At 62.2% G+C, this 26,678-nt stretch carries 24 protein-coding genes, 1 tRNA gene and 1 pseudogene; 19 read left to right on the forward strand and 7 right to left on the reverse strand.

Going from position 1 to position 26,678, the window contains the following annotated elements:
• Positions 1-761: 761 nt before the first annotated feature.
• Both IQ24_RS15920 and IQ24_RS15925 read left to right on the forward strand, forming a co-directional pair.
• Positions 762-2,492, forward strand: a complete 1,731-nt coding sequence (locus IQ24_RS15920; RefSeq protein WP_145399278.1) for an ATP-dependent nuclease — start codon at positions 762-764, stop codon at positions 2,490-2,492.
• Entirely contained in the window at positions 2,479-3,885 is a 1,407-nt protein-coding gene (locus IQ24_RS15925) for a UvrD-helicase domain-containing protein (RefSeq protein ID WP_145399279.1), read from the forward strand. Before IQ24_RS15920 ends, IQ24_RS15925 begins: the two co-directional genes overlap by 14 nt.
• Positions 3,886-4,008: 123 nt before the next feature.
• Here the strand turns inward: IQ24_RS15925 and IQ24_RS15930 are convergent, their stop codons facing one another.
• The 3 genes from IQ24_RS15930 to IQ24_RS15940 all read right to left on the reverse strand — a co-directional run bounded on the left by IQ24_RS15930 (position 4,009) and on the right by IQ24_RS15940 (position 6,563).
• Positions 4,009-4,980 carry an HNH endonuclease signature motif containing protein gene (locus IQ24_RS15930; RefSeq protein ID WP_158637554.1) on the reverse strand — a complete coding sequence of 324 codons (972 nt, stop codon included), beginning with the start codon at positions 4,978-4,980 and terminating at the stop codon, positions 4,009-4,011.
• 251 nt (positions 4,981-5,231) lie between these two features.
• Complete coding sequence (locus IQ24_RS15935) at positions 5,232-5,768, reverse strand: restriction endonuclease (protein WP_145399281.1); 537 nt, start codon at positions 5,766-5,768, stop codon at positions 5,232-5,234.
• Entirely contained in the window at positions 5,769-6,563 is a 795-nt protein-coding gene (locus IQ24_RS15940) for a TIR domain-containing protein (RefSeq protein WP_145399282.1), read from the reverse strand.
• 465 nt (positions 6,564-7,028) lie between these two features.
• Here IQ24_RS15940 and IQ24_RS15945 point away from each other — a divergent pair.
• Positions 7,029-7,810: pseudogene (locus IQ24_RS15945) on the forward strand (IS5 family transposase).
• 360 nt (positions 7,811-8,170) lie between these two features.
• Here IQ24_RS15945 and IQ24_RS15950 read toward each other — a convergent pair.
• Positions 8,171-8,246 (reverse strand) — tRNA-Lys (locus tag IQ24_RS15950).
• Between the two features lie 96 nt (positions 8,247-8,342).
• On the opposite strand from IQ24_RS15950, the gene dapF reads away from it, so the two are divergent.
• The 10 genes from dapF (at position 8,343) to IQ24_RS16000 (ending at position 17,204) form a co-directional block, all read left to right on the forward strand.
• Positions 8,343-9,158 carry a diaminopimelate epimerase gene (gene dapF / locus IQ24_RS15955; RefSeq protein ID WP_145399284.1) on the forward strand — a complete coding sequence of 272 codons (816 nt, stop codon included), beginning with the start codon at positions 8,343-8,345 and terminating at the stop codon, positions 9,156-9,158.
• A complete protein-coding gene (mtaB, locus tag IQ24_RS15960; protein ID WP_145399285.1) occupies positions 9,155-10,414 on the forward strand; it encodes a tRNA (N(6)-L-threonylcarbamoyladenosine(37)-C(2))-methylthiotransferase MtaB in 1,260 nt (419 codons plus the stop codon). Before dapF ends, mtaB begins: the two co-directional genes overlap by 4 nt.
• A gap of 1 nt (position 10,415) precedes the next feature.
• On the forward strand, positions 10,416-10,988 hold the full coding sequence (locus IQ24_RS15965) for an FMN-binding negative transcriptional regulator (protein ID WP_145399286.1): 573 nt from the start codon (positions 10,416-10,418) through the stop codon (positions 10,986-10,988).
• A 69-nt stretch (positions 10,989-11,057) separates the two neighbouring features.
• Complete coding sequence (locus IQ24_RS15970; protein ID WP_145399287.1) at positions 11,058-11,975, forward strand: histone deacetylase family protein; 918 nt, start codon at positions 11,058-11,060, stop codon at positions 11,973-11,975.
• Positions 11,972-12,208, forward strand: coding sequence for an exodeoxyribonuclease VII small subunit (locus tag IQ24_RS15975; RefSeq protein WP_145399288.1), 237 nt, complete (start codon positions 11,972-11,974; stop codon positions 12,206-12,208). Before IQ24_RS15970 ends, IQ24_RS15975 begins: the two co-directional genes overlap by 4 nt.
• Positions 12,208-13,071 carry a polyprenyl synthetase family protein gene (locus tag IQ24_RS15980; RefSeq protein WP_145399289.1) on the forward strand — a complete coding sequence of 288 codons (864 nt, stop codon included), beginning with the start codon at positions 12,208-12,210 and terminating at the stop codon, positions 13,069-13,071. The genes IQ24_RS15975 and IQ24_RS15980 overlap by 1 nt, the downstream gene beginning before the upstream one ends.
• Positions 13,010-15,031: a 1-deoxy-D-xylulose-5-phosphate synthase gene (dxs, locus tag IQ24_RS15985; protein ID WP_422386285.1), complete on the forward strand. Its 2,022-nt coding sequence runs from the start codon at positions 13,010-13,012 to the stop codon at positions 15,029-15,031. The genes IQ24_RS15980 and dxs overlap by 62 nt, the downstream gene beginning before the upstream one ends.
• A gap of 84 nt (positions 15,032-15,115) precedes the next feature.
• Positions 15,116-15,748, forward strand: a complete 633-nt coding sequence (locus tag IQ24_RS15990) for a LysE family translocator (RefSeq protein WP_145399291.1) — start codon at positions 15,116-15,118, stop codon at positions 15,746-15,748.
• Between the two features lie 107 nt (positions 15,749-15,855).
• Positions 15,856-16,569, forward strand: coding sequence for a VIT1/CCC1 transporter family protein (locus IQ24_RS15995; protein ID WP_145399292.1), 714 nt, complete (start codon positions 15,856-15,858; stop codon positions 16,567-16,569).
• Between the two features lie 11 nt (positions 16,570-16,580).
• The gene (locus IQ24_RS16000) at positions 16,581-17,204 is read left to right on the forward strand and encodes a COG3650 family protein (protein ID WP_145399293.1); all 624 of its coding nucleotides are present in this window, start codon (positions 16,581-16,583) and stop codon (positions 17,202-17,204) included.
• A 6-nt stretch (positions 17,205-17,210) separates the two neighbouring features.
• On the opposite strand, the gene IQ24_RS16005 is transcribed toward IQ24_RS16000, so the two are convergent.
• Both IQ24_RS16005 and IQ24_RS16010 read right to left on the reverse strand, forming a co-directional pair.
• Positions 17,211-18,068: an SDR family oxidoreductase gene (locus IQ24_RS16005; RefSeq protein ID WP_199756615.1), complete on the reverse strand. Its 858-nt coding sequence runs from the start codon at positions 18,066-18,068 to the stop codon at positions 17,211-17,213.
• Positions 18,069-18,070: 2 nt separating this feature from the next.
• Entirely contained in the window at positions 18,071-19,051 is a 981-nt protein-coding gene (locus tag IQ24_RS16010; protein ID WP_145399295.1) for an LLM class flavin-dependent oxidoreductase, read from the reverse strand.
• Between the two features lie 103 nt (positions 19,052-19,154).
• Between IQ24_RS16010 and IQ24_RS16015 the strand changes: the two genes are divergently transcribed.
• The 3 genes from IQ24_RS16015 to IQ24_RS16025 all read left to right on the forward strand — a co-directional run bounded on the left by IQ24_RS16015 (position 19,155) and on the right by IQ24_RS16025 (position 22,113).
• Entirely contained in the window at positions 19,155-20,639 is a 1,485-nt protein-coding gene (locus tag IQ24_RS16015) for an AMP nucleosidase (RefSeq protein ID WP_145399296.1), read from the forward strand.
• 142 nt (positions 20,640-20,781) lie between these two features.
• Complete coding sequence (locus tag IQ24_RS16020; RefSeq protein WP_145399297.1) at positions 20,782-21,081, forward strand: HU family DNA-binding protein; 300 nt, start codon at positions 20,782-20,784, stop codon at positions 21,079-21,081.
• Between the two features lie 120 nt (positions 21,082-21,201).
• Complete coding sequence (locus IQ24_RS16025; RefSeq protein ID WP_145399298.1) at positions 21,202-22,113, forward strand: DMT family transporter; 912 nt, start codon at positions 21,202-21,204, stop codon at positions 22,111-22,113.
• 4 nt (positions 22,114-22,117) lie between these two features.
• Here the strand turns inward: IQ24_RS16025 and IQ24_RS16030 are convergent, their stop codons facing one another.
• The gene (locus IQ24_RS16030; RefSeq protein WP_145399299.1) at positions 22,118-23,521 is read right to left on the reverse strand and encodes an aminotransferase class V-fold PLP-dependent enzyme; all 1,404 of its coding nucleotides are present in this window, start codon (positions 23,519-23,521) and stop codon (positions 22,118-22,120) included.
• 113 nt (positions 23,522-23,634) lie between these two features.
• On the opposite strand from IQ24_RS16030, the gene IQ24_RS16035 reads away from it, so the two are divergent.
• From IQ24_RS16035 to IQ24_RS16045, 3 genes are read left to right on the forward strand one after another with little or no spacing between them, the layout of a single operon-like run.
• The gene (locus IQ24_RS16035; RefSeq protein WP_145399300.1) at positions 23,635-24,090 is read left to right on the forward strand and encodes an Lrp/AsnC family transcriptional regulator; all 456 of its coding nucleotides are present in this window, start codon (positions 23,635-23,637) and stop codon (positions 24,088-24,090) included.
• A gap of 30 nt (positions 24,091-24,120) precedes the next feature.
• Positions 24,121-25,113 (forward strand): ligase-associated DNA damage response exonuclease, encoded by a 993-nt coding sequence (locus IQ24_RS16040; RefSeq protein WP_145399301.1) that lies wholly within the window; start codon positions 24,121-24,123, stop codon positions 25,111-25,113.
• Positions 25,110-26,666, forward strand: coding sequence for a cisplatin damage response ATP-dependent DNA ligase (locus tag IQ24_RS16045; RefSeq protein ID WP_145399302.1), 1,557 nt, complete (start codon positions 25,110-25,112; stop codon positions 26,664-26,666). Before IQ24_RS16040 ends, IQ24_RS16045 begins: the two co-directional genes overlap by 4 nt.
• The last annotated feature ends 12 nt before the right edge of the window (positions 26,667-26,678 follow it).

A 26,678-nucleotide genomic window follows, 5' to 3' on the forward strand; every position in this document is an offset into this window, starting at 1 on the left:
GCATGCACAAATGTCTGCTCATTCACAGTTGCGGTGATTGCCATACTGCACTGCAGTTAGGCCGCCCTCCGCCCTCTCCGGCCACCGAGCTAGCGCGTGTCTGTGAGATGTCTGATTAGCGCAAGCTGATCATGCAATGGACAAGCTTGGACTCTTTGGTTGGACGGTTTACCGCTCATGTCCAGAGAGAGTCCTGCAGAACTCGAATGCATCCCAGTGATCTGCTTGGCAATCTTCATGTGCCGACGTGGGCGATTGATGCCCAATGGACAGAGGAACTGTCAAAAATGGACAGAAAGTTGTCACAAATGGACAACTCAACTGTCACCGTGCATTTTCCCAAAGCTTTGATTCCCGAGTCTCATCAATTTTGACAACGCAGTCTCGGCAAAATTGACAAAGCTATCGCACGACCACCCCACGGGCGGGGAGTTGGGCAAGACTGACGTTTTTGTCGCTGCATAGCCTGAGGCGAAGGCGGGAAGCGCGAAGACCTCAGCTATCGTAGCGCTCCCCGCCTTCGCGGAGCTGACGCGCGTCACGTTGGGCGGAGAATGGACCTTCGCTGCGTCGCAGCGAGGAATTTCAGATACCTCCGATGCGGACCTTCGACGCGCAAGAGCGATCTCGGTATCGACCCGGCCACAACAGACGCTCAGTCGAACGGTACAGCTAGCGAGCACATGATTTCAAAAATGGTCTTATTTCCCTGCGGTTTCCCCACTAAGGTGTGAAAAATTCATTTCAGGAAGTCCAGTGTTTTGCCCAAAATCGTGTACCTCAACATTAAAAACTTCAGATCCATCAAAGAACTATTGTGGATGCCCAGCCGAGGCATGAACTGCCTGGTTGGAATCGGAGATAGCGGCAAGACTACTGTGTTGGATGCAATTGACTACTGTCTTGGTGCAAGGCGTTCCATGCAGTTTTCCGATTATGATTTCCACAAGACCAACACCAGTGAACCAATAAAGATCATGGTCGCGCTTGGTGATCTTGAACCATCACTTCTATCGATGGATTCCTATGGTGACTATTTTTGCGGCTACAACCTCACTACAGGAACATTTGAGGGGGAGCCGGGCCATGGCTTAGAGACAATCTTGGTGCTCCAACTGAAGGTTGAAAAAGACTTGGAGCCACAATGGTCACTTTTGTCGCAGCGGGCGAAGGCCAAGGGCATTGAGCGGAATTTACGATGGGAGGATCGCCAAACCTCCTCCCCCTTGCGACTAGGAGATCATCCAGACTGGCACCTCGCATGGCGACGTGGAGCTCTCTTTGAGAGGCTGACGGACGAAAAGCTGGCACTAACGGAGGGTTTGTCCGACGCCGCTCGAAAAGCCCGCGCAGATTTCGGCAGTACAGCAAACAAGGAACTGACCGACAGCCTTGATATAGTGAAGAAGTCTGCCTATGAGTTGGGCGTACCAACGGCTGGAGCTGTACACGCGTTACTCGATGCAAACTCAGTGAAGTTTGGCACGGGAGCGATTGCGTTGCATGATGCGAACAACATACCACTATCATCTTTAGGGACAGGATCGAAACGTCTGCTGATTGCAGGCCTGGCAAGAAAAGTCGCAACGTCCGCTAGCATCGCCCTGGTTGATGAGTTTGAAACGGGTCTGGAACCGCATCGGATAAGAAGTCTGCTCAACACACTGGGTGCGAAGGACACACCTGCTACCCAACAGGTTTACGCAACAACGCATTCTCCAGTTGTTCTGAAAGAGCTGGACCACACCCAGTTGAAATTGCTGCGTGTTGACAAAACCACCGGAAACCACAGGATCCATTCCGCTTCTGAGAGTGCTCAGGGATTGCTGAGAAGTAACCCGGAGGCATTTCTAGCTAAACGAATAATTGTTTGCGAAGGCAAATCTGAAGTTGGCTTTATAAGGGGGTTTGATCAGTATAGTTATGGCCTTGGAAATGTTTCAATGGAAGCGCTTGGAACCGTTTTAGTCGACGCAGGCGGAGCGAAGAAGGTGCTCCCTCCAGCGAATGAACTCCTTCGCCTCGGGTACAATGTATCAATCTTCATGGATAGTGACGTGCCGTTAGGGGCCGCTGATGAGGAGGCTTTTGTCACCGGAGGAGGATCAGTATTCAAGTGGACGAACCAATTTGCTCTGGAAGATGCGATTTTTAGGTGTGCCACTGGGCCGGTCATTGCGATGTTGTTGGACTACGCCGTTTCGTTGCCAAACGGCGACAAAGTCGACGCGCAAATTTGTACGGCGTCAAAAAACCAATTCAACCTAGCTCAAGCTAAGATTTGGGCGGAAACAAATACGCTTCCGCCTGTAACAGCCGGAATACTGGGCCAAGCAGCGCGTAGTGGAGATGGTTGGTTCAAGAGGATTGCGCCGTATGAACATGTGGCAAAGAACATTTTAGCTCCCAGTTATTCCTCTCTACACACAGACCTGACGGGAATCACTACAGCGTTGATGAATTGGGCTTGGGGGCAGAATGACCGAACCTGATCCTCTCCAGATATCGAAGGGATGTATACAAGCTCCCGCGGGATGCGGAAAGACTCATCTGATTGCACAAAGCTTGAAGCGCTGCACAGCTGATAAACCAATCCTCGTATTGACTCATACGAATGCTGCGGTTGCTGCGCTTCGGCAGAGGCTGGACAAAAGCGAAGTTCCTCGTTCCAGCTACCGCCTCGCGACCATAGACGGATGGGCTATGAGAATGGTTGGTATGTTTCCTTTGAGGAGTGCAGCCGACCCTTCCATCTTGGAGCTATCCAATCCGGGGATTGATTATCCAGCCATAAAGGAGGCTGCCCTTACTCTGCTGCAAGGCCGTCATGTGGACAACCTCTTAGCAGCAAACTACTCTCGCCTGCTTGTTGATGAATACCAAGACTGCCTGAGCGCACAGCACCAAATTGTATGTGAACTTGCGAGAGTGCTGCCAACTTGCATTTTCGGCGATGTCCTCCAAGGAATATTTGATTTCGGAGACACGCAGGTAAACTGGAACTCTGAAGTACTTCGAGACTTTCCGTTGATTGGTGAGCTGTCGACACCATGGCGCTGGAAACTCGCCGGGGCGGAAGCACTGGGTCAGTGGCTTCTGGATTTGCGGCCAACACTTCTGAGTGGTCATCGAATTGACCTCTCCACGGCGCCATCAGAATTAGAATGGATCGCAGTTTCTGGCGACCAAGATTTTGAAAAAATTCTCGCGGCGACGCATGATATGCCAAAGGGTATCGACAGCTCGCTAATTATTTGCAGCAGCCGCAATCGTCAGAGGCAACAACAAATAGCTCAGTTTACCAAAGGCGCATCGGTCGTGGAAAACGCGGACCTTGCGGACCTAGTTTCTTTTGCTCGACGTTTCGATTTTTCATCACCCAACGCTACTGCAGAATTGCTCAATGAGGCCGCAAGCGTTCTTCGCGGAATAAGTTCGACCGAAATGATAGCGAGAGTTGCTTCACTTAAAGCAGGGACAAACCGGAAACCAGCCACTGATCAGGAAATGGCGGCGCTAAATTTCGACTCGGAAAAGACACCTCAAAAAGCGGCCGCCCTTCTGTCATCACTGAGCAATCAGTCCGGTGTTTCCGCCTTCAGAGGAGAGGTGTTTCGGAATCTTCTAAAAGCACTGCATGCTTCTGTAAACGCAGACGATTTTGCTGACATGGCACTCAAGGCAAGAGAAGAGCGGCGCTTTCATAGCCGTGCCCTTGGCAAAAAATCTGTCGGTAGTACGCTCTTGGTGAAGGGATTGGAGGCTGACCAGGTCGTTATTGTCGATACTCATGAAATGAATGCAAAAAACTTGTATGTTGCACTGACCAGAGGGGCGAAAAGAGTTGTTGTGTGCTCAACATCTCAGCATTTGCCCGCCATTTAACACGTCAAAAAGTTCGCTTCTTGAATATGCTGCACCCCGTGTGAATGGCTGCTTCACTCGCGCTGCAGTGAGTCATTCCATTTGCCGCTGGAAGTCCGCAGAGGGCCGACTGCATGAAGCCGATCAGCAGTAGTCATCAAATGTTTCTCCACGTTCCCAAGGCAGACCTTGAGCTACCGCAAAGGCCTTTTCCGCTCCGTCGCGCTGAAAGAACGTACCCTGACTCTCATGAACAAACTTTCCGTTTTCGAAGGTGATCTTTGAGATTGACCAAGGTTTGATGGCGTCCTCACCGTGTTCGCCGAGCAAGAAAATGGTACTATCTTCGCCGGTCATCGCCACGTCCCCGACCCTTGTTTGCCCCCAGGGAGAAATTACTGCGACCGCCCCCTTCACCAAGCGGAATAGATATTCGGTGATTGGATGTTCGGCTGTAGCGTCGGGACAAAGGGGAAATTCAGCGGGCACTCGCCAATTGCGTTGGACGGCCCCATCTGTCTTGGATGCAATCAGTACTTCGACCGGTTCCTCAACTGTCTCTTGGACCCGGCCAAATATCCAATCGCCGATCCTGCCTCCTAACGAAGGGTGGTCGGACGTTGCCCAGTTCTGCATTCTCCGCCGAGTATATTCAGCTTCGGCTGCCGATACATTCCTCATCCACTCGAAATCAGCAGTGAGTGTGTCGTTCTTCGGATTTCGCGGATCATCGAGGAATTCCTCGATGCTGCCATAAAGATTCAGTATCCGCTTCGCAGTGATCGGGTTGAGAAGAATATTCTCCAAGCGCGTGACCCATCTTAAGTTCTCAGGACGGTTGTTTCGACGGTTTGTATCGATGTGATCTACGACGTGACCCTTGCTCGGTTGCTTTCCATGAAATGCTGTCGCAACAATCCGATGAAGTTTGTGATCCGAAATCGCCATGTAGCCGTCGCTTTTGCTTGGATTTCTAAAGGTCCAGGTTTCATCGAGCGGTCGCTTCCTCTGATTTTGTCGGGCGCGGCGAAGGACCGATCCATTATCACGAACGCAGTAGTTTTCATCGCGATAAACGCATTCAACTTCAGTGTTGAAGTTTTCCAATCCGTTCATCAGCGGGCTCCTTCTAACGTCGTTAACCATATCGAGCAGGCCATCTTCAATCTTTAGAAAGTGATGCGCAACGATCGCGACAGCAAGGTTGAAAGTCCGGTATGGCTGCGCGGCGGCGCAGCATCAAGCGCGGGCTCAATGACCGGTTAGGGCCGGAAGTGTCCCAAGCGACACTGAGCAGCCCTGCTGCTCTACCGTGCTATAATGGCGACTGCTAGGGACGCGAGCTTTCGTATACCCCATGGAAGCTCCTAAAAAGATGCCATGCCCATTATGAAACGGCCGTATTTTTGCCGAAGAAGCACGCCCAAATCCTCCGTCGAATTGGCGCCGCACAGTTCTGCTCGCGTGATCACGAGTATGATTTCATCGTCTCGGTTGAACACGTCGCGGAGATGAGCATGTGCTGCCGTGATGTCGACGGCGTCGCCAGTTATGCCATTCGCCGCAACTAACAGCCCGAACTTTAGCTTCATCCTATGAATTTTGGACGTGAACGCGCGTAATGTGGCAGTGTTCACAGGAGCCGCCCAATTTTTACATTCAACAATCAGTAAGGGAGGAAGGAACGGAAGCCCTGTTCCCTTCACTTGATGATTGTAAAGGATCAGGTCTATCTCGAGCGAGCCCGGTAAGTCTTCGACATTCCGGTGGATTAAACCTACACCGTCGATCAGGCACAGCGTCTGTTCAATCACGTCCTCAAGTGCTTTACCCTTTTGGTCCGTATTTCCTGCGTCCCCAGCGGCAAGATGATCGATAATTTCTTGTTGTGGAATTGCGACCATTCACGCCGCTCCATGCGCAGCGCGGTTTCGTAAGGTTTGAACGTGGCGACCCAACTTTCCATCGCGTGCAAGCGCAACGAACTGACTCACAGAAAGCCAAAAGACGTTAGGAGACGACAGGCGACGCTTCTCCGGCGGCTCTTGCTCGGTCAGGAGGAAGCCACAGCCAACGCCAGTGGATTGCATGAACTCTATTAATTTTTGCTCGACTCGCCTAGCACCAGAAACATCAAGCCGCGTTTTTATTTCAATGACTGCAGGATCGAAGAGCTCAGCATCTTGCGACCCAAGCCACATAAGGATGTCAGGTCGATAGGTTGCGTCTCCACCTCTCGGCTCGATAATCGCGCCGCCTCCAATTGCTACAATCGCCTCGTAGACTTGCGCCTCCAACTGGGAGTGGAAGATCTGTTTCGGCACGGCAGGCTCTTTCGGCTCAATAGAGTTAAATAAAGCCGGTCGACCTCTTTCAAAAACTGTCTCGTGGGGCGTCGAAAGAAATGCGTCCAAATGGAAGGACAGAGCTGCCTTCTCGGTGAGCTTCACATCGACGAAGGTAAGTATCGATCGGGCGACCCTGCCAACACGCTTGCTTGTCGCAATTGCAAATACGGCCTTGCCCAATCCTTCTGCGAGCCCAAGCTCGTAGAGTACTCGCTGATCGTTCTGTGATCCATCAAGAATAGCAATTACGAAATCGGATCTCTGGATCGTTAATGCGTAACGTGTCCCAAAGGGCGTGTCATCTGACCAATTCCACGCAATACGCCGCTCGCCTAGCAGGATTGGCAGCACACCTAGATCCATGCCGTATGGCGCGGATATGAAACACCGAGAATATCGCTGAGATGAACTGACTGCCATGATCTCGAATATAACCTGTCGTTTCACGTTCGCCTAGGGCTTCCTCGCCACAGCAGCGAGTTTCACTGCGCTGCTCCCGAGCGGCGGCTCTTGCGAGCGCAAACTTGCCGCGGCGAGCTCACTGAAAAGACCGCCTGGGCCGAAATGGTCATCTCCGCGCTTATCGTGCGATCTGGACTGCCGTCATCGTGACTTGCGCGTCCGCTGCTCCTCGATGACGGCCAATCATGGGGCGGAGGTTCACGTTCACAGACAAAGAACGACAATACTTACCCGAGTGAGCTCCAATTATTGGGACGCGGCATCTGACACGCCGTCATGCCCGACTAGGTCGTGTTGACAAAAGGGATTCCTCTGGCAGTCGTCCTATGATTCAACTTCATCTCTACGTGGGAGATGAACTTGGCACGCAACTTGATATCCGACGATGAGTGGACCTTCTTCGAGGGCTTCATTCGTGCCGTCCGGCGCCCGAACGGGCGGAAACCTGCGGACCATCGTCTTGTCCTGGATGGAATTTTCTGGATCGCAAGGACTGGTGCGCCATGGCGTGATCTGCCCGAAGAGTTTGGCAAGTGGTCCTCGGTCTACCGTCAGTTCCGCCGCTGGACTTTGGCGGGACTGTGGGAGGATATCCTGGATGCGCTGAACCACGCTGGGATCGCGCCAGACAAGCTCCAGATGGTTGATAGCACTGTGATCCGCGCTCATCATCATGCGGCGGGCGCAAAAGGGGGACTCCGAAAGAGGCTCTTGGCCGTTCGAGAGGTGGGTTCTCGACCAAGATCCATCTCCGGGTCAACGGCGCAGGCCTCCCGATGGGGACCGAGATCACGCCGGGGCAAGAGTCCGATTACACCGGCTACGACCTGGTGATGGCTGACAATCTTCCACAGCCCGCCGTTCTGGTCGCCGACAGGGGCTATGACTCTGATAAAATTCGGGAAGACATCGAGAGCCGCAACGCCCTGCCCATGATACCGATGCGAAAGAACAGAAGGGTGCGCAAGGCTGTCGACATGACCATCTACACCCTGCGCAACATGGTCGAGCGCTGCTTCAACAAGCTGAAAAACAGCCGCCGCATGGCAACCCGCTACGACAAAACCACCGAAAGCTTCCTCGGCTTCGTCGACGTCGCCTGCATCAGGCTCTGGCGCCGCCATTTGTCAACATGACCTAGGCATGGCACCCATCGCCAAGCTCCCTAATATGAGCTGAGATCGAGCTTGGTGGCGGAGCAGTCACCCAGCGATGCCGCACTTCCGTCAAACGGCTCTCCGCCCACTCCGGCCATCGAGCTAACGCGTCGTTGTGGGCCTGTCTGACTGCCGCTAGCGGATCTTGCAATGACGAGGTCGGGATCGCTTTGGTCGGACCGCTTACTGGTCATTTCCGCAGAGAGTTGCTGCAGAACTCGAATGCATCCCAGTGATCTGCTTGGCAATCCTCATGTGCCGACGCGGGCGATTGATGCCCAATGGACAGAAAGTTGTCACAAATGGACAACTCGCATGTCACCGGACACATCTGATAAGTGGTGAGCCCAACAGGATTCGAACCTGTGACCCACTGATTAAAAGTCAGTTGCTCTACCAACTGAGCTATGGGCCCACTTCTTGAGGGGCTGAGTAGTTTCCTTGGCTGGGAGGGTCAAGCGGAAAAATACTGCCTCTGGAAGAATCTTTCCGGCAGGAGTATTCCGCCCGCATGGCAAGCAAGATGACAAACGGCCTCGCGTTCATGAAAATGCATGGGCTCGGCAATGACTTCGTGGTGATCGACCTGCGCAGCGGGGGCGAGCGGCCCGATGCTTCCACGGTGGCGGCCATTGCGGACCGGCATCGGGGGGTGGGTTTTGACCAGCTCGCGCTGATCGAGCCGGGCGAAAACGCCGATGCGCGGCTGACGTTTTACAACGCCGATGGCTCGCTTTCGGCGGCCTGCGGCAATGCCACGCGCTGCATCGCGCGTTATCTGATGGATGAAAGCGGCGCGACCAATCTGCGCCTCGCGACCGATCACGCCGTTCTTGTGGCCGAAGAGGCCGGGCAGGGGCTGACACGGGTGAACATGGGGCCGCCGGTGCTGGACTGGGCCCGCATCCCGCTGGCGCGTGACGTGGATACGCTGCATCTGCCGGTCGCGGGCGATCCGGTCGCGACCGGCATGGGCAACCCGCATATGACCTTCTTTGTTCCGGACGCCGCTGCGGTCGATCTGGCCAGTTTCGGCCCTGAACATGAACACCACCCGCTTTACCCCCAGCGGACGAATGTCGAGGTGGTGCAGATCCTCTCGCGCGATGAGATCCTGCTGCGCATCTGGGAACGCGGCACCGGACCGACGCTGGCCTCGGGGTCGTGCTCTTGCGCGGCGGCGGTTGCGGCGGCGCGGCGTGGCCTGACCGAGCGGCGCGTCAAGGTCAACGTGCCCGGCGGCCAGCTTGAGATCGACTGGCGCGACGATGGTGTCTGGATGACGGCCGAGACCGCCTATGTCTTTGACGGGGTGTGGCGGGGATGACGGGGAAGGCGCCCATCTTTGCGACCCTCGGCTGCAGGCTCAACGCCTATGAATCCGAGGCAATGCGCGAAATGGCCGAAACGGCCGGGCTGCAGGGCGCGGTCATCGTGAACACCTGCGCGGTCACCGCCGAGGCGGTGCGCAAGGCGCGTCAGGAAATCCGCCGCCTGGCCCGCGAAAATCCGGGCGCGCCGGTCATTGTCACCGGCTGCGCTGCCCAGACCGAACCCGAGACCTTCGCCGCCATGGCCGAGGTCACGCAGGTCATCGGCAATCATGAAAAGATGCTGCCCGAGACCTGGCAGCGCCTGCAGGCCCCCGACCTGATTGGCCAGACCGAGAAGGTGCAGGTCGACGACATCATGTCGGTGAAGGAAACGGCAGGCCATCTGATCGACGGTTTCGGCCGCCATCGCGCCTATGTGCAGGTGCAGAACGGCTGCGATCACCGCTGCACCTTCTGCATCATCCCCTATGGCCGCGGCAATTCGCGCTCGGTGCCGGCGGGCGTGGTCGTCGACCAGATCAAGCGCCTCAGGGATCGCGGCTTCAACGAGGTCGTGCTGACCGGCGTTGATCTGACCTCCTGGGGGGCGGATCTGCCAGGGACGCCGCGTCTGGGCGATCTGGTCATGCGCATCTTGCGGCTGGTGCCGGATCTGCCGCGCCTGCGGATCAGCAGCATCGACAGCATCGAGGCGGATGAGAACCTGATGCTGGCGATCGCCAGTGAGCCTCGGCTGATGCCGCATCTGCATCTCAGCCTGCAGGCGGGCGACGACATGATCCTGAAGCGGATGAAGCGCCGCCATCTGCGCGATGATGCCATCCGTTTCTGCGAGGATGCGCGCAAGCTGCGTCCCGGCATCGTCTTCGGTGCCGATATCATCGCCGGTTTCCCGACCGAGACCGAAGAGATGTTCGCGAACTCCCTGAAGCTGGTCGAGGATTGCGGCCTGACCTTCCTGCATGTCTTCCCCTATTCGGCCCGCAAGGGCACGCCCGCCGCGCGGATGCCGCGCGTCGAGGGCGCGGCGATCAAAGAGCGCGCGGCCCGGCTGCGGGCTGCGGGCGATCTGGCCCTGACGCAGCATCTTCAGGCGCAAGTCGGGACGACGCGCCTTGTGCTGACCGAAGGCCCGCGACTGGCCCGGACCGAGCATTTCACCGAGGTTTCCTTCGACCGCGACATGCCGGAAGGCAGCCTGATCGAGGTGGCCATCACCGGCCACGCGCAGGGCAGGCTGGTGGCCTGAGATGCATCCGAACCCCATCTATCGCAACCGGCCTGACGATCAGAATATGGCATTTGCGTTGCAGAAGGGGTTTGGCGCGCTGACCGTCGCCGCCCAGCCTTATCCGCTGGTCGCCCATGTGCCCTTTGTCCCTTGCGAGGGCGGGGTCGAGTTTCATCTGGTCCGCTCGAACCCCGTGGCGCGGGCGATGCCTGCGCAAGGCGTGCTGATCGTCGAAGGACCCGAGGGCTATATCTCGCCCGACTGGTACGGGATGACCGATCAGGTGCCGACCTGGAACTATGTGGCGGTGCATCTGCGGGGGCGGATCCAGCCCGCAGAGGATCTGCGGGGGCATCTTGACCGGCTCTCGGCGCATTTTGAACAGCGCCTGCTGCCGAAACCGCCATGGACGGCGGCGAAGATGGACCCGGAGGCGCTGGCGCGGATGATGCGGATGATCCTGCCCTTCCGCCTGCTGGTGGATGAGATCGACGGCACGTGGAAATTCTCGCAGAACAAGCCCGATGAGGCGCGTCTGGCGGCTGCCGATCACGTCTCGCCCGAGCTTGCCCGGCTGATGCGTCAGGGCTGAGGCCCCGGTCAGGGGTTGTCGACCAAGATCGCCCTTGCCGCCTGCCGGATGCGGGCCTAGCCTGCCGTCATGACCTTGCTATTCACTCATCCCTCGGGCTTTGACCATGTCACGCCCCCCGGCCACCCCGAACAGGTGGCGCGTCTGGAATCCGTGCTGAACGCCCTCAAGGGCCTTGATCTGGACTGGCGCGAGGCCACCATGGCCGAGGATTCCGAAATCCTGCGCTGCCACCCGGCCTCTTATCTGGAAAGCCTGCGCGCGCGTGTGCCGGAAAGCGGCTGGACGATGCTGGACAGCGACACGCATCTGGGGCCGGAAAGCCTTGATGCGGCGCTGCATGCCGTCGGCGCGGTCAATGATGCGGTCGATGCGGTGCTGGCGGGGCAGGCGCCCAATGCCTTTGTCGCGATGCGCCCGCCGGGCCACCATGCCGAGCGCGCCAAGCCCATGGGCTTTTGCATCTTCGGCTCGGTCGCGATTGCGGCCAAGCGGGCGCTGGACCATCACGGGCTGGACCGCGTGGCCGTGCTGGATTTCGACGTCCATCACGGCAATGGCACGCAAGACCTGCTCTGGGATGAAAAGCGCGCCTTCTTTGCCTCGACTCACCAGATGCCGCTTTATCCCGGCACGGGCCGCATGGATGAGACCGGCGCGCATGGGCAGATCATGAACGTGCCGCTGGCCCCCGAAAGTGGCGGGGCCGAGGCGCGTGCCGCCTGGCGGCGCATCTGCGGTCAGGTCGAGGCGTTCCGCCCGCAACTGGTTCTGATTTCGGCCGGATTCGACGCCCATGCCGATGATCCGCTGGCCTCGCTGAACTGGCAGGAGAGCGATTTCACCGCCATCACCCGGATGATCTGCGACGCCGCGCTGACATGTTCGGCGCCGGTGGTATCGGCGCTGGAAGGGGGATATGATCTTGCCGCCCTGGGTCGCAGCGCGCGTGCCCATGTCGAAGCATTGAGGGAGACGGCGGCATGACCGAGATCAGCAAGATGTCCTTTGAGGACGCGATGAAAGAGCTAGAGGCCACCGTCAGCAAGCTTGAGCATGGCGACGCCACCCTTGAGGATTCGATCAAGCTTTACGAACGCGGCGCCGCCCTGCGCGCTCATTGCGATGAGGTGCTCAAGCGCGCCGAAGAGCGGGTCGAGAAAATCACGCTGGCCGCCAATGGCCAGCCCAATGGCACGGTTCCGGTCGAGGGCCTGTGATGCAGGAGCGCTTTGATGAGGTGAAGGCGCTGGTCTCGCAGGCGCTGGAAGCCGCTATGGCGTCGTTGCCTGACAGCGATGTGGCCGATGCGATGCGCTATGCCTGTATCGGCGGCAAGCGGGTGCGCGCCTTTCTGGTGATAGAATCGGCCCGCCTGCACGGCATCAGCGATGACGCGGCCCTGCCGGTCGCCGTCGCGGTTGAGGCGCTGCACGCCTATAGCCTTGTCCATGACGACCTGCCCGCGATGGACAACGACGATCTGCGGCGCGGTCTGCCGACCGTGCATATCCAGTGGTCCGATGCGACCGCCATTCTGGCGGGTGACGCGCTTCAGGCGCTGGCCTTCGGCCTTTTGGCCGATGACGCCATCGGCTCGGCCGAGGTGCGGGTCGATCTGCTGCGCGCCTTCTCGGAGGCGGTGGGCGCGCGGGGGATGGTCTGGGGGCAGGCCATGGACATCGCCGCCGAAACCGCCGTCGAGCCTTTGGACATCGTCGCCATCAAGCGGCTGCAGAACGCCAAGACCGGCGCGCTGATCCAGTTCTCGGCCATGGCAGGTGCGATCATGGCGGGCGAGGACCCCGCCGCGATGCAGGATTACGCCCGTCATCTGGGCCTGGCCTTCCAGATCACCGATGACGTACTGGACGTGACCGGCGACGAGGATCTGGCCGGCAAGCGCGTCGGCAAGGATGTCGAGGCCGGCAAGGCCACCTTCGTCTCGCTGCTGGGGCTTGAGGGCGCGCGCGAGAAGGCCCGCAAGCTGTCCCGCAGCGCCGAGGCCGCGTTGGAAGGTTATGGTGAGGACGCAGGAAACTTGCAGCAGCTTGCGCGTTTCGTTATCGAGCGGGACGCCTGAAGCCCGCCCGCAACAGAGGGGCAAGCCATTGTCCGATACACCTGCCGCCGACCGTCCGCTGACCCCGATCCTTGACCGGGTGCAACTGCCGTCTGACCTGAAATCGCTCAGCGATCGTGAGCTGCGGCAGCTGGCGGATGAGCTTCGCGCCGAAACCATCAGCGCGGTTTCGGTGACCGGCGGGCATCTGGGTGCGGGTCTTGGCGTCGTCGAATTGACGGTCGCCCTGCACGCGGTGTTCGACACGCCGCGCGACAAGATCATCTGGGATGTCGGCCATCAGTGCTATCCACACAAGATTTTGACCGGCCGCCGCGACCGCATCCGCACCCTGCGGATGGAGAACGGCCTGTCGGGCTTCACCAAACGCTCGGAAAGTCCGTTTGACCCGTTCGGGGCCGGGCACAGCTCGACCTCGATCAGCGCGGCTTTGGGCTTTGCCATGGCGCGCGAGTTGGGCGGCGATCCGGGCGATGCGATTGCCGTGATCGGCGATGGCGCGATGAGCGCGGGCATGGCGTTTGAGGCGATGAACAACGCGGGCCATCTGGGCAAGCGCATGATTGTCGTGCTGAACGACAATGAAATGTCGATTGCGCCGCCGACCGGGGCGTTCTCCAGCTATCTGACCCGGCTTTACACGCGCGGCCCGTTTCAGGAACTGAAGGCCGCCGCCAAGGGCGCGGTCAGCCTGCTGCCCTCGCCCATGCAGGAAGGCGCGAAACGCGCCCGCGACATGCTGAAGGGCATGGCCGTCGGCGGGACCTTGTTCGAAGAGCTGGGCTTTTCCTACATCGGCCCGGTCGACGGGCATGATCTGGACCAGCTTCTGTCGCTTCTGCGCACGGTCAAGACGCGGGCGACCGGCCCGGTGCTGATCCATGCGGTGACCAAGAAGGGCAAGGGCTATGCCCCGGCCGAGCGTGCGCTCGACAAGGGCCACGCCACTGCCAAGTTCGACGTCGCGACCGGCACGCAGGCCAAGGCGAAATCGAACGCGCCCAGCTATACCTCAGTCTTCGCCCGCGCGCTGGTGGATGAGGCGGGGCGCGACGACAAGATCGTCGCCGTGACCGCCGCCATGCCCGATGGCACCGGCCTGAACCTCTTCGCCGAACGCTTCCCGCGCCGCTGCTTTGACGTCGGCATTGCCGAGCAGCATGCCGTGACCTTCGCCGCAGGGCTTGCGGCGGGGGGGATGAAGCCCTTCTGCGCGCTCTATTCGACCTTCCTGCAGCGCGGCTATGATCAGGTCGTCCATGACGTCGCGATCCAGCGTCTGCCGGTGCGCTTCGCCATCGACCGCGCGGGGCTGGTCGGCGCCGATGGCGCGACCCATGCGGGTGCCTATGACATCGCCTTCCTTGCGAACCTGCCCGGCATGGTCGTCATGGCCGCCGCGGATGAGGCCGAGCTGGTCCATATGGTCGCCACTGCCGCCGCGCATGACGAAGGCCCGATTGCCTTCCGCTATCCGCGCGGCGAGGGCACCGGCGTCGACATGCCCGAACGCGGCGAGCCACTGGAGATCGGCAAGGCTCGCATGATCGCCGAGGGCAAGCGCGTCGCGATCCTGTCCTTCGGCACCCGCCTCTTGGAGGTCATGCGCGCACGTGAGGCGCTGGCCGCGCGCGGCGTCACGCCGACCGTGGTCGATGCCCGCTTCGCCAAACCGCTTGACCGGCAGATGATCCTGCAGCTGGCCGCGACGCATGAGGCGCTGATCACCATTGAAGAGGGCTCGGTCGGCGGCTTCGGCAGCCTTGTCGCCCAGCTTCTGTCGGATGAGGGCGTCTTCGACCACGGCCTGCGCTTCCGCCAGATGGTCCTGCCCGATACGTTCATCGACCATGCCAGCGCCGAGGCCATGTACCGCGACGCCCGCATGAACGCCCCGGATATCGAGGCGAAGGTGCTGGAGGTGCTGGGCGTGGCGCAGATCGGGGACATGCGGGCGTAACATCGCCCGCGTCACGGCGCCCTATCTTTACGCTGCCTCGTTGCGGGCGTAGCGTTCCGCCATCATCCCAACCCCGAGGTCGCCATGCCCGAGACCGGCAATCTGATCGCATTCGCGCTGATCGCGGTCGGCATGGTGCTGACGCCCGGGCCGAACATGATCTATCTGGTCTCGCGTTCGATCTGTCAGGGGCGCATGGCGGGGCTGATCTCGCTGGGCGGGGTGGCGCTCGGGTTCGTCTTCTACATGCTTTGCGCGGCCTTCGGGCTGACGGCGCTGGTGCTGGCCGTGCCCTATGCCTATGACGCGATCCGCATCGCAGGCGCGGCTTATCTTCTGTGGATGGCATGGCAGGCGGTGCGGCCTGGCGGGCGCTCGCCCTTCGCGGTGCGGGATCTGCCGCCTGACGGTCCGCGCAAGCTGTTCCTGATGGGCTTTCTGACCAATCTGCTGAACCCCAAGATCGCCGCGATGTATCTGTCGCTGCTGCCGCAGTTCATCACGCCCGGCCATGGCTCGATCCTGATGCAGTCGCTGACGCTGGGGACGGTCCAGATCGTCATCAGCGTGACGATCAATGCGCTGATCGCGATCTCGGCGGGCTCGATTGCGGTGTTTCTGGCCCGCCGTCCGGGCTGGGCACTGGTCCAGCGCTGGCTGATGGGCACGGTTCTGGCCGGGCTCGCGATCAAAATGCTGACAGAAGCGCGCCGCTGAGCCTTGCGATCATCGGCCCCTGCAGCCAAGTTCGCCGCGAAGCGAATCCGCGCCCGTCGTACTGACGACCAGCAACCAAGCCTGACCGAACCAGAACGGAGGGGGCCATGACCCTCAACACCCACCCGGAAGCGCATCCGGATGATCCGCATTACATCAGCCGTTCGGGCTGGCTTCGCGCGGCGGTGCTGGGGGCGAATGACGGCATCGTCTCGATCGGCTCGCTGATCGCGGGGGTTGCGGCGGCCGATCCCGGCCCGCAGGCCGTGCTGATCGCGGGCGTGGCCGGGCTGGTGGCCGGGGCCATGTCGATGGCGGCGGGGGAATATGTCTCGGTCTCGTCCCAGGCGGATATCGAGCGCGCGGACATCCACCGCGAACGCCGGGCGCTGCATGCCGACCCCGAGATCGAGCTGGAAGAGCTGATCGCCATTTACGAGGCGCGCGGTCTTGCGCCCGATACCGCCCGGCTGGTGGCGGTGGAGCTGACCGAACATGACGCCCTTGGCGCGCATCTGCGCGATGAACTGGGCCTGACCGATGAGCTGTCGGCCCGCCCGCTGCAGGCGGCGGTCGCCTCGGGCGTGACTTTCACGGCGGCGGGCGCGCTGCCCCTGCTGGCGGCGATCTTTGCGCCCGAGGGCATGCTGATCGCGTCCGTGCTGGTGGTCACGCTGATCGCGCTGGCGCTTTTGGGCGCGGTCGGCGCGCGGGCCGGTGGCGCGCCCGTTCGCCGCGCGGTCCTGCGGGTGATTTGCTGGGGCTCGGCCGCCATGGCGATCACCTGGGCCGTCGGCGTCATCTTTGGAATTACCGCATGAAAGGAAGAACCATGCTGCGTCCCTGCCTGTTTGCCCTGGCCCTGTCGCTGCTGCCTCTGGGGGCAAGCGCGCAGTCGCTGCCCGATCTTTACGACGTCTCGGGCGTGGCTGCGAATGACGTGCTGAATGTGCGCGCGTCGCCGGATGCGAAGGCCTCGGTTCTGGGTGAGCTGCCCCCCGATGCCCGCGGGCTGGAGGTGCTGGCGCTGGATCCTTCGGGCAAATGGGCGCAGGTGAACATGGGCGAGCAGGCGGGCTGGGTCTCGACCCGGTTCATCAAGGCGCGCCCGACAGTCTGGGTGCATGGGCGCCTGCCCGAGACTTTGTCCTGCTCGGGGACCGAGCCTTTCTGGTCGCTGCGCCAGAAGGACGGCGGCCTTGTCCTGTCGCAGCCCGACGCGGGCGACCGCGCCCTGACGCTGCGCACCACGCTGGATCGCGGATTCGAGGGCGACCGGATGCGCGCGCTGATCGCGGGCGACGGGGCGGGGCGGCTGACGGCGGTGATCCAGCCTGCCGCATGCTCGGACGGGATGTCGGATCGCAGCTTCGGGCTCAGCGGCACGCTGATCCTTGACGGCAGCGGCACGTCTTCGCGCATGCTGACGGGCTGCTGCTCGATCGCGCCGCGCTAAGGGGGCCTAGACCCCCTCGGCGGCGGCCAGCGCGGCCAGACCGGCGCGATAATCGGGATAAAGCAGGCGCACGCCCAGCTCTGACTTGATCCGCCGGTTCGAGACGCGCTTGCTTTCCGCATAGAAGGACCGCGCCATCGGGGTCATGGGCGCGGTCTGGTAATCCTCGACCGGGGGCAGGGGTAGGCCCGCAAGTTCGGCGGCATGGCCGATGACCTCTTCCGGGGGCACCGGATCGTCGTCGCAGACGTTATAGACCGCGCCGGGCTTCGGCTGCCGGATCGAGGCCAGCAGGACCTGCGCGATATCCTCGACATGCGCGCGCGAAAAGATCTGGCCGGGCTTCACGATCCGCCGCGCCTGACCCGAGCGCAGCTTGGCAAAAGGCCCGCGCCCCGGCCCATAGATGCCCGCAAGGCGGAAGATATGCAGGGGCAGGCCGTGCTGATCTGCCAGCTCGCGCCAGTCGCGCTCGGCCCGGACGCGCTGTTCGCCGCGCTTCGTCGCAGGTGTCAGGGGGGTGGTTTCATCGACCCAGCCGCCCTGATGATCGCCATAGACGGCGGTCGTCGACAGATAGCCGATCCAGCCGGCCTTGGACTTCGCCAGATCATCCGTGAAGGTTGCCAGCACCGGATCGCCCTCATCAGGCGCAATCGAGATCAGGATCGCATCGGCCTCGGCCATCGCCTGACGCACGGCATCTTCCTGCCCCGGCCAGCGCAGGGGCGTGGCCCCGGTGGCGCGCACCCTCTCGACGCATTCGCGCGTGGTGCCCGTCACCTGCCAGCCCTGCGCCAGCAGCAGCGGGGTCAGATATCCGGCCGTATAGCCATGGCCCAGAACCAGCATGCGCCCTGTCATCATCAGCCCTTCAGGATCTCGGCGGCCATCTGGAACGAGCGTTGCCGGGCCTCCTGATCGTAGATATTGCCCACAAGGATCAGCTCATCGGGGCGATGGCGGGCGATCAGGCGGTCCAGCTCGGCCTTCACGGTGTCGGGCGCGCCGACCGCGCTGACGCTGAGCGAGGCATCGACCGTCGGGCGGATGCGCACCGGGATCACCTCTTCCAGATCGCGCACGGGCGGCGGCAGCTTGCCGGGCTGACCGGTGCGCAGGCGCGCGAAGGATTGCTGCTGGCTGCTGCGCAGGAATTGCGCCTCCTCATCGGTGTCGGCGACGACCACGTTCACCGCCAGCATGAAGCGCGGGGCCTGCCCGAACTCGGTCGGCTGGAAGCGTTCGCGATAGATGCGCAGCGCCTCGTCCAGCTCGAACGGGGCGAAGTGGCTGGCGAAGGAATAGGGCAGGCCCAGGGCGGCAGCCAGGCTTGCGCCGTAAAGCGACGAGCCGAGGATCCAGACCGGGACATTGGTGCCCTGACCCGGATGCGCCTCGACCGCCGCGCCGGGTCGGGCGGGGCCCAGATAGCGCAGCAGTTCCACCACATCATTCGGGAAATCGTCGTTGCGCTGCATGTTGCGGCGCAGGGCGTGCATGACAGCCCCGTCTCCGCCCGGCGCGCGGCCAAGGCCAAGATCGATGCGGTCGCCATGGATGGTGGCCAGCGTCCCGAACTGCTCGGCAATGGCCAGCGGCGCATGATTGGGCAGCATCACGCCCCCCGCGCCCACGCGGATCGTGCCGGTATGGTCCGCGACATGGTTGATCAGCACCGAGGTCGCGGCGCTCGCGATGCCCACCATGTTGTGGTGCTCGGCCAGCCAGAAGCGGTGATAACCCCATTCCTCGGCCTTCTGGGCCATCAAGACGGCATTGGCGATCGCCTGCCGTGCGTCCGCGCCTTCGGCAACCACTGCCAGATCAAGTATCGAAATTTGCATCGCGACCGGTCCTTGCTTTTGTCATCAGATAGGGATCGGTGTCCTTGCTTGCCACCCCCCTGCGACGCTGGCACAGTCATCGCAGCCGCTATTGGAGAGCCTGATGAGCAAAGATATTGGCCGACTGCCGATCCGGACGCCCGATCCGGTCGCACGCCAGCAGTTCGATAATCCCGCGGCAGCGGTGAACCGGCTGATCGAGCTTTACGAGATCGCGACCAGCTTTCTGCTGGAGAATTTCCTGAAGGTCCTGCATGGCGAGCCTCCGGCCGCCCGCTACCGCGCCTTCTACCCCGAGCTGCGGCTGACCACGACGCAGCATTCCAAGACGGATTCGCGTCTGGCCTTCGGTCATGTGGCGCTGCCCGGCACCTATTCGACCACGGTGACCCGGCCCGACCTGTTTCGCGGCTATCTGACAGAACAGATCGAGCTGTTGATGCGCAATCACAACGTCCCGGTCGTCGTCGAATACAGCGAAACGCCCATGCCCGTGCATTTCGCCGTCGCCACCCAAAGCGACCTGAACGTCCCGCAAGAGGGCGTGCTGAACTTCTCGCTGCGGGATGTCTTTGACGTGCCGGATCTGGCGACGACGAATGATGACATCGTGAACGGCACAGCCGAAACGAACCCCGACGGTAGCCACCCGCTGGCACCCTTCACCGCGCAGCGCGTCGACTACTCGCTGGCGCGGCTGGCGCATTACACCGCGACCCTGCCCGAGCATTTCCAGAATTTCGTGATGTTCACGAACTATCAGTTCTACGTCGATGAGTTCGAGGCCTTCGCGCGGCGCGCGCTGGCCGATCCGAACTCGGATTACATCGGCTTCGTCGGGCCGGGCAATCAGGTGCTGGAACGCCCCGAGGATGTGCTGGTCACGGGGGCCAAGACCCCGCAGATGCCCGCCTATCACCTCAAGCGCGCGGATGGCGACGGGATCACGCTGGTCAACATCGGCGTCGGCCCGTCGAACGCCAAGACCGCGACCGACCATATCGCCGTGCTGCGCCCGCATGCCTGGCTGATGGTCGGCCATTGCGCGGGGCTGCGCAACAGCCAGTCGCTGGGCGATTTCGTTCTGGCGCATGCGTATTTGCGCGAAGATCACGTGCTGGACGCCGACCTGCCGGTCTGGGTGCCGATCCCCGCGCTGGCCGAGGTGCAGGTCGCCCTGCAAGAGGCCGTGGCCGAGGTCACCGAGCTGGAGGGCTATGAGCTGAAGCGCATCATGCGGACCGGCACGGTGGCGACCATCGACAACCGCAACTGGGAGCTGCGCGACAACTCGGGCCCCGTGCAGCGGCTGTCGCAATCGCGCGCGGTGGCGCTGGACATGGAAAGCGCGACCATTGCCGCGAACGGCTTCCGCTTCCGCGTGCCCTATGGAACGCTGCTCTGCGTGTCGGACAAGCCCCTGCACGGAGAGCTGAAGCTGCCCGGCATGGCGACCGATTTTTACCGCACTCAGGTCGCGAACCACCTGCTGATAGGGATTCGCGCCATGGAGAAGCTGCGCGACACGCCACTGGACCGGATCCACTCACGCAAGCTGCGTTCGTTCAATGAAACGGCCTTCCTTTAGGCGGAGGCCCGCATTTCGCTGCGTTCTTTGAGGATTTCCACAGGAAATCGCTTGAAAACGGTTCAAAAAGCTTGTGTAGCGATATTCATGCCGCCAAGGTGGCGCCCAGAATTTCCCCTAAGGGACAACGAGGAGACAGAATATGGCCATGGCCAACACCAAACCGATGACCAAAACCCAACTGGTTGCCACTCTGGCCGAAGAAATGGGCAGCGACAAGAAAACCGCGACCGCAGCGCTGGACGCGCTGTCGAACGTCGTGGCGCGCACGGTCGCCGAGGGTGGTGCAGTCACGCTGCCGGGCATCGGCAAAGTTGCTTGCCGCGCACGCCCCGAGCGTCAGGTCCGCAACCCGCAGACCCAGGAAATGATGACCAAGCCTGCCGACAAGGTGGTCAAGGTGACGATCGCGAAAGCGCTGAAAGACAGCGTCAACGGCTGATCCTGCATCCTGCAGAACACGACATGGCCGTACCCGTCCGGGTGCGGCCTTTTCATTTCTGACGCGCGCAGGCATTGCTTGTCCCTGAACGTGCCGCGACCCGAGTCGAAAGGAAAAATCGTGGATCTCAAATCCATCGCCATGGGCATCGGTTTTGCCTTCTTCTGGGCCTCGGCCTTCACCTCGACCCGGGTGATCGTGCAGGCCGCGCCGCCTCTGATGGCGCTGCTGATCCGCTTTGCGCTTTCGGCCGTGCTGGCGATCCTGCTGGCGCGGATGATGGGGCAAAGCTGGAAATTGAACCGTGCCGAATGGCGAACGGTGGTGATCTTCGGCATCTGCCAGAACGCCCTTTATCTGGGCCTCAACTGGGTCGGCATGCAGACGGTCGAGGCCTCAGCCGCCTCGATCATCGCCTCGATGATGCCGCTTCTGGTGGCGCTGTTGGGCTGGGCGGCCATGGGCGAGAAGCTGCGCCCGATGGCGGTCGTCGGGCTGATCGCGGGCGGCGTCGGCGTCTGCATCATCATGGGCGTGCGGCTGAACCACGGGCTCGACGTGTTCGGGACCATGCTGTGCCTGTTTGGCGCGGTGGCGCTGGCGCTGGCGACGCTGGCCTCGCGCGGGGCAGGGGGCAGCCGCAACATGATGATGATCGTGGGGCTGCAGATGGCCATCGGCTCGCTGGCGCTGCTGCTGCCTGCCGCATGGCTGGAATGGGGCCAGCCCATCCATTGGAGCTGGACGCTGGTTTGGGCCTTCCTCTACACGGTCATCGTGCCCGGCATCGTCGCCACCTGGATCTGGTTTTTGCTGGTCGGGCGCATCGGCGCGGTGCGGGCGGCGACCTTCCACTTCCTGTCGCCGCTCTTCGGCGTCATCATCGCGGCGCTTCTGCTGAACGAACGCTTCGGCCTGTCGGATGTGGTGGGCGCGGCCATCGTCGCCGTCGGCATCCTGATGGTGCAGATCGCCCGCATCCCGACGCCGCAGACCGCGACGACAGCGGCCCCCGAGACGAAGCCGCAGTAAGCCCCTATTCGGCGGCGAGCGGGGTAAAGATCGCCGTCGCCTGATCGCAGTGATAGTGCTGCAGATAGGCCGGGGCGCGGTCGGCCAGATCGCAGACGGCATTCAGGATCGCGTCGATTTCGGCCTGATCGGCGGCCCAGCACAGGTTCAGGCGCACGAAGCCCGGCTTCTGGATCTCTTCCCCGGCCAGAATGGCGGCGCGCAGCTGTTGCGACTGCTTCGGGCCAAGGCCCAGCAGGCGGTGAACATAGGGGCCGGCGCAGGCACAGCCGCCGCGCGCCTGCACGCCATGCAGATCCGACAGCATCCGCGTTATCAACTGCTGGTGAATATATCCGCCATGCCCGTCGCGGATGCGCAGGGACAGGATCGGCAGGCGCGGGCAGTCGGTGTTGCCCAGAAGCTCGATGCGCGGATGCGCCTTCAGGCGAGTCATCCCGCGGTGCAGCCACGCCTCATGCCGGGCCGAGATGCGGTCCTGACCGACGCGATCCTTCAGCAGCAGCGCCAGCGCGGCGCGGATGTCGCCCAGCACATTGGGCGTGCCGCCTTCCTCGCGCGCCTCGACATTGGTGGCGTAATCATGCCCCTCGGGCGAGACGAAGCGGACGGTCCCGCCCCCCGGCAGCGTCGGCACCTGCGTCATCACGGCGTCGCGGCGCAGGATCATCACGCCCGAGGCGCCCGGCCCGCCGATGAACTTGTGGGGCGACAGAACGACCGCATCCATGCCAAGGCCCAGATCAATCGGCAGATAGGGCGCCCCGCCCGCATAGTCCCAGATGACCTTCGCCCCCGCCGCCTTCAGCCGCGCGGTGACCGCCGCCACATCGCAGAGGATCCCGGTGACGTTCGAGGCCGCCGAAAACGCGCCAACGACCGGCCCTTCGGCACCCGCTAGCGCCTCGTCCAGCGCCGCCATATCGGGGCCACCCGTGGCCGCCTCGGGGATCTCGATCACGGTCGCGCCGCTTTCGCGCCAGGGCAGGATGTTCGAGTGATGCTCATAGGGGCCGATCAGCACCGTCGTGCCGGGGCCGACCGCCAGCAGATGCACCAGCCGGTTCAGCCCCGCCGTCGCACCCGAGCCAGTGAAGATCACCGCGTGATCGCCCGTGGCGTGGCAGCAGTCGCGGATCGCCTGCCGCGCGGCGCGGCGCAGGCGGGTCATCATGCCGCCGCAATGGCTGGCCTCGGTATGGCTGTTGGCGTACCAAGGCAGGACCTCGGCCATGATCCATTCCTCGACCTGCCGCAGTGCCCGCCCCGAGGCGACGTAATCGGCATAGATCATCCGGCGCGGCCCGAACGGCCCCTGGATCACCGCATCATGCCCGATCAGCCCGGCCTGCACCGAGGCCAATGCGTCATCGCCCAGACGATCCAGAAATGATTGAAACGCGCTCATCGGTGATCCTTTCCTGGTTTCGCCAAGAATGACCCGTCAAGGGTGAGGAATCATTGTCTATCTATTGCTAATATCGCGTATTATTCGATCATATGATCTGATATGGTAGAAAAATGGATGAAATCGACAACCGTATTCTGGGGTTTCTGCAAAAGGATGCCAGCCTCTCGCAACGTGAGCTGGCCGAACGGGTCGGTCTGTCGCAGAACGCCTGCTGGCGCAGGCTCAGCCGCCTGACCGAGGCAGGCATCCTGAAAGGCAGCCGGGCACAGATCGACGCGGCCGCCCTGGGGCTGGAGCTGACGGTCTTTGTGATGATCCGCACGCGCCACCATGATGACAGCTGGGCGCGTCGCTTCCGCGCCCGCGTGGAATCCCTGCCCGAGGTGACCGAGTTCCACCGGATTGGCGGCGAATGGGATTATATGGCCAAGGTCGTGACCACCGGGATGGCGGGCTATGACGCGGTCTACAAGCGTCTGATCGCCGATCTGGATCTGGAACGCGTGACGGGCGTTTTCTCGATGGAGACCATCTTCGAGGGGCGTCCGCTGTCTGTGCCCGGTTGATTTTCACGAAATGTTCCTTTTATTCGAACCATGCGCGCCGAGACCATCCTTTTCCCCACCGAGGCCGGGCTCTACTGCCCGTCGGGCGGGTTTCACATCGACCCGGTGCGCCCGGTCGCGCGCGCGCTGATCACCCATGCCCATAGCGACCACGCCCGCGCCGGGCATCAGGCCGTGCTGGCCACGCGTGAGACGCTGGACATCATGGCGATCCGCATGGGCGAGGATTTCGCGGCCGAGACGCAAGAGGCTACCGGCCCCCTGACCATCGGCGATGTCACTGTCGAGTTCTTCCCGGCCGGGCATATCCTTGGCTCGGCGCAGATCCGGGTGACGCCGAAAGCAGGGCCGCGCATCGTCGTCTCGGGCGACTATTCCCGCGCGCCGAACCCCACCTGCACGCCCTTTCAGCCCGTCGATTGCGAGGTCTTCGTGACCGAGGCCACCTTTGGCCTGCCGGTCTTTCACTTCCCCGATCCGATGGAGGAGATGCAGCGCCTGCTGGCCAGCATGGCCGAATTCCCCGAGCGTCCGCATCTGGTCAGCGCCTATTCGCTGGGCAAGGCGCAGCATCTGATCGCGCTCTTGCGCGCGGCGGGCCATGACGCGCCCATCGCGATCCATGGCGCGATGCAGCGGATCTGCGACTATTACGCGGCCCGTGGAATCGCCCTTGGCACGCTGATTCCCGCCACCGCCGATGAGGTGCCCGCGCAGCTGGTGCTGGCCCCGCCTGGGGCCGTCGACACGCCCTGGGCGCAGCGCTTCCGCGATCCGGTGCAGGCCTATGCCTCGGGGTGGATGGCCGTCAGGGCGCGGGCCCGGCAACGCGCGACCGAGCTTCCGCTGGTCATCAGCGATCACGTCGACTGGGGGCAGCTGACCGGCACGCTGACCGAACTGGCCCCGTCCGAGGTCTGGATCACCCATGGGGCCGAGGACGGCGTCATGCGCTGGTGCGAGCTGCAAGGGATGCCCGCGCGCCCGCTGCGGCTGGTCGGCTATGAGGATGAGGCGGAATGAAGCGTTTTGCCGTCCTGCTGGAGCGTCTGGCCTTCACCCCGGCCCGCAATGCCAAGCTGCGGCTGCTGACGCATTACCTTGAGGCGACACCCGATCCGGATCGCGGCTGGGCGCTGGCGGCGATGACCGGAGACCTCGATCTGCGCCGCGTGACGCCCGGCCTTTTGCGCACTCTGGCGGGCGAGCGGGTGGATGAGCAGCTGTTCGCGCTGAGCTATGATTTCGTGGGCGATCTGGCCGAAACCATCGCGCTGATCTGGCCGGGGCAGGGCGGGTTGCCAAACGCCGAGCCGTCGCTGTCGCAGGCGGTTGCGTTGCTGCAAGGGACCGGAAAGGCGCAGCTTCCGGCGGCCATTGCCGCGATGCTGGACCGGCTGCACCCTTCGGAACGGCTGGCCTTCCTGAAGCTTGCCACCGGCAATCTGCGTGTCGGGCTTTCGGCCCGGATGGCGCGGATGGCGCTGGCGCAGATGGGCGTGCCGACCGTGCCCGAGATCGAAGAGATCTGGCATGGGCTGACGCCGCCCTATCAGCCCTTGTTCGACTGGATCGGCGGGGGGGCGCGTCCGGAAAGCGCCGCTCTGGCGCCGTTCCGGCCGGTGATGCTGTCGACGCCCACCGATATTGAGGAACTGCGCGCGCTGGACCCGGCGCGCTATCTGGCCGAATGGAAATGGGACGGCATTCGCGTTCAGGCGGTCAGCGACCGGGGCCAGAGGCGGCTTTATTCGCGCACGGGCGAGGATATCTCGGGCGCATTTCCCGATGTGATCGCGGCGATGGAATTCGACGGTGCCGTCGACGGGGAACTGGTCGTGCGCCGGGAGGGCGGGGTCGCCCCCTTCGGTGATCTGCAGAAGCGGCTGAACCGCAAGACGGTGGGGCGCGCGCTGCTGTCGAGCCATCCGGCAGGGCTGCGGCTTTACGATGTGCTGATCTGGCAGGGCGAGGATCTGCGCGACCGCCCCTTGACTGCCCGGCGGCAGGTGCTGGAGGCGGCCGAGTTTCCCGGCGGCCGCATCGATCTGTCGCCGCTTCTGCCCTTTGACGATTGGGACGCGCTGGCCGCCTTGCGCGCCGACCCTCCCGAGGCGGTGATCGAGGGGGTGATGATCAAGCTGCGCGATGCGCCCTATGTCTCGGGGCGGCCGCGCGGTCCTTGGTTCAAGTGGAAGCGCGATCCGATGGTGGTTGATGCGGTGCTGATGTATGCGCAGCGCGGGCATGGCAAACGCTCGGGCTTTCATTCGGATTTCACCTTTGGCCTCTGGGATGGTGAGGCGCTGGTGCCGGTGGGCAAGGCCTATTTCGGCTTCACCGATGCCGAGCTGCGCGAGCTGGACCGTTTCGTGCGTGCCAATACCGTCGAGCGGTTTGGCCCGGTGCGGTCTCTGGCCCCCAAGCTGGTGGTCGAGGTGGCGTTCGAGGGGCTCAACCGCTCGACCCGGCACCGTTCGGGCGTGGCGATGCGCTTTCCCCGCATCAGCCGGATCCGCTGGGACAAGCCTGCAGCCGAGGCCGACCGGCTGGCGGCGCTGGAGGCTTTGCTGTGAGCCTGCCGCCGA

This window comes from Paracoccus sulfuroxidans (assembly GCF_007830335.1).
GTDB lineage: Bacteria > Pseudomonadota > Alphaproteobacteria > Rhodobacterales > Rhodobacteraceae > Paracoccus > Paracoccus sulfuroxidans.

Coding starts and splice junctions, on each gene's coding strand:
- IQ24_RS15925 (WP_145399279.1), top strand. CDS start 2,479: ATGACCGAACCTGATCCTCTCCAGATATCGAAGGGATGTATACAAGCT.
- IQ24_RS15930 (WP_158637554.1), bottom strand. CDS start 4,980: ATGAACGGATTGGAAAACTTCAACACTGAAGTTGAATGCGTTTATCGC.
- IQ24_RS15935 (WP_145399281.1), bottom strand. CDS start 5,768: ATGGTCGCAATTCCACAACAAGAAATTATCGATCATCTTGCCGCTGGG.
- dapF (WP_145399284.1), top strand. CDS start 8,343: ATGGCAAGCAAGATGACAAACGGCCTCGCGTTCATGAAAATGCATGGG.
- mtaB (WP_145399285.1), top strand. CDS start 9,155: ATGACGGGGAAGGCGCCCATCTTTGCGACCCTCGGCTGCAGGCTCAAC.
- IQ24_RS15965 (WP_145399286.1), top strand. CDS start 10,416: ATGCATCCGAACCCCATCTATCGCAACCGGCCTGACGATCAGAATATG.
- IQ24_RS15970 (WP_145399287.1), top strand. CDS start 11,058: ATGACCTTGCTATTCACTCATCCCTCGGGCTTTGACCATGTCACGCCC.
- IQ24_RS15975 (WP_145399288.1), top strand. CDS start 11,972: ATGACCGAGATCAGCAAGATGTCCTTTGAGGACGCGATGAAAGAGCTA.
- IQ24_RS15980 (WP_145399289.1), top strand. CDS start 12,208: ATGCAGGAGCGCTTTGATGAGGTGAAGGCGCTGGTCTCGCAGGCGCTG.
- dxs (WP_422386285.1), top strand. CDS start 13,010: ATGGTGAGGACGCAGGAAACTTGCAGCAGCTTGCGCGTTTCGTTATCG.
- IQ24_RS15990 (WP_145399291.1), top strand. CDS start 15,116: ATGCCCGAGACCGGCAATCTGATCGCATTCGCGCTGATCGCGGTCGGC.
- IQ24_RS15995 (WP_145399292.1), top strand. CDS start 15,856: ATGACCCTCAACACCCACCCGGAAGCGCATCCGGATGATCCGCATTAC.
- IQ24_RS16000 (WP_145399293.1), top strand. CDS start 16,581: ATGCTGCGTCCCTGCCTGTTTGCCCTGGCCCTGTCGCTGCTGCCTCTG.
- IQ24_RS16005 (WP_199756615.1), bottom strand. CDS start 18,068: ATGACAGGGCGCATGCTGGTTCTGGGCCATGGCTATACGGCCGGATAT.
- IQ24_RS16010 (WP_145399295.1), bottom strand. CDS start 19,051: ATGCAAATTTCGATACTTGATCTGGCAGTGGTTGCCGAAGGCGCGGAC.
- IQ24_RS16015 (WP_145399296.1), top strand. CDS start 19,155: ATGAGCAAAGATATTGGCCGACTGCCGATCCGGACGCCCGATCCGGTC.
- IQ24_RS16020 (WP_145399297.1), top strand. CDS start 20,782: ATGGCCATGGCCAACACCAAACCGATGACCAAAACCCAACTGGTTGCC.
- IQ24_RS16030 (WP_145399299.1), bottom strand. CDS start 23,521: ATGAGCGCGTTTCAATCATTTCTGGATCGTCTGGGCGATGACGCATTG.
- IQ24_RS16035 (WP_145399300.1), top strand. CDS start 23,635: ATGGATGAAATCGACAACCGTATTCTGGGGTTTCTGCAAAAGGATGCC.
- IQ24_RS16040 (WP_145399301.1), top strand. CDS start 24,121: ATGCGCGCCGAGACCATCCTTTTCCCCACCGAGGCCGGGCTCTACTGC.
- IQ24_RS16045 (WP_145399302.1), top strand. CDS start 25,110: ATGAAGCGTTTTGCCGTCCTGCTGGAGCGTCTGGCCTTCACCCCGGCC.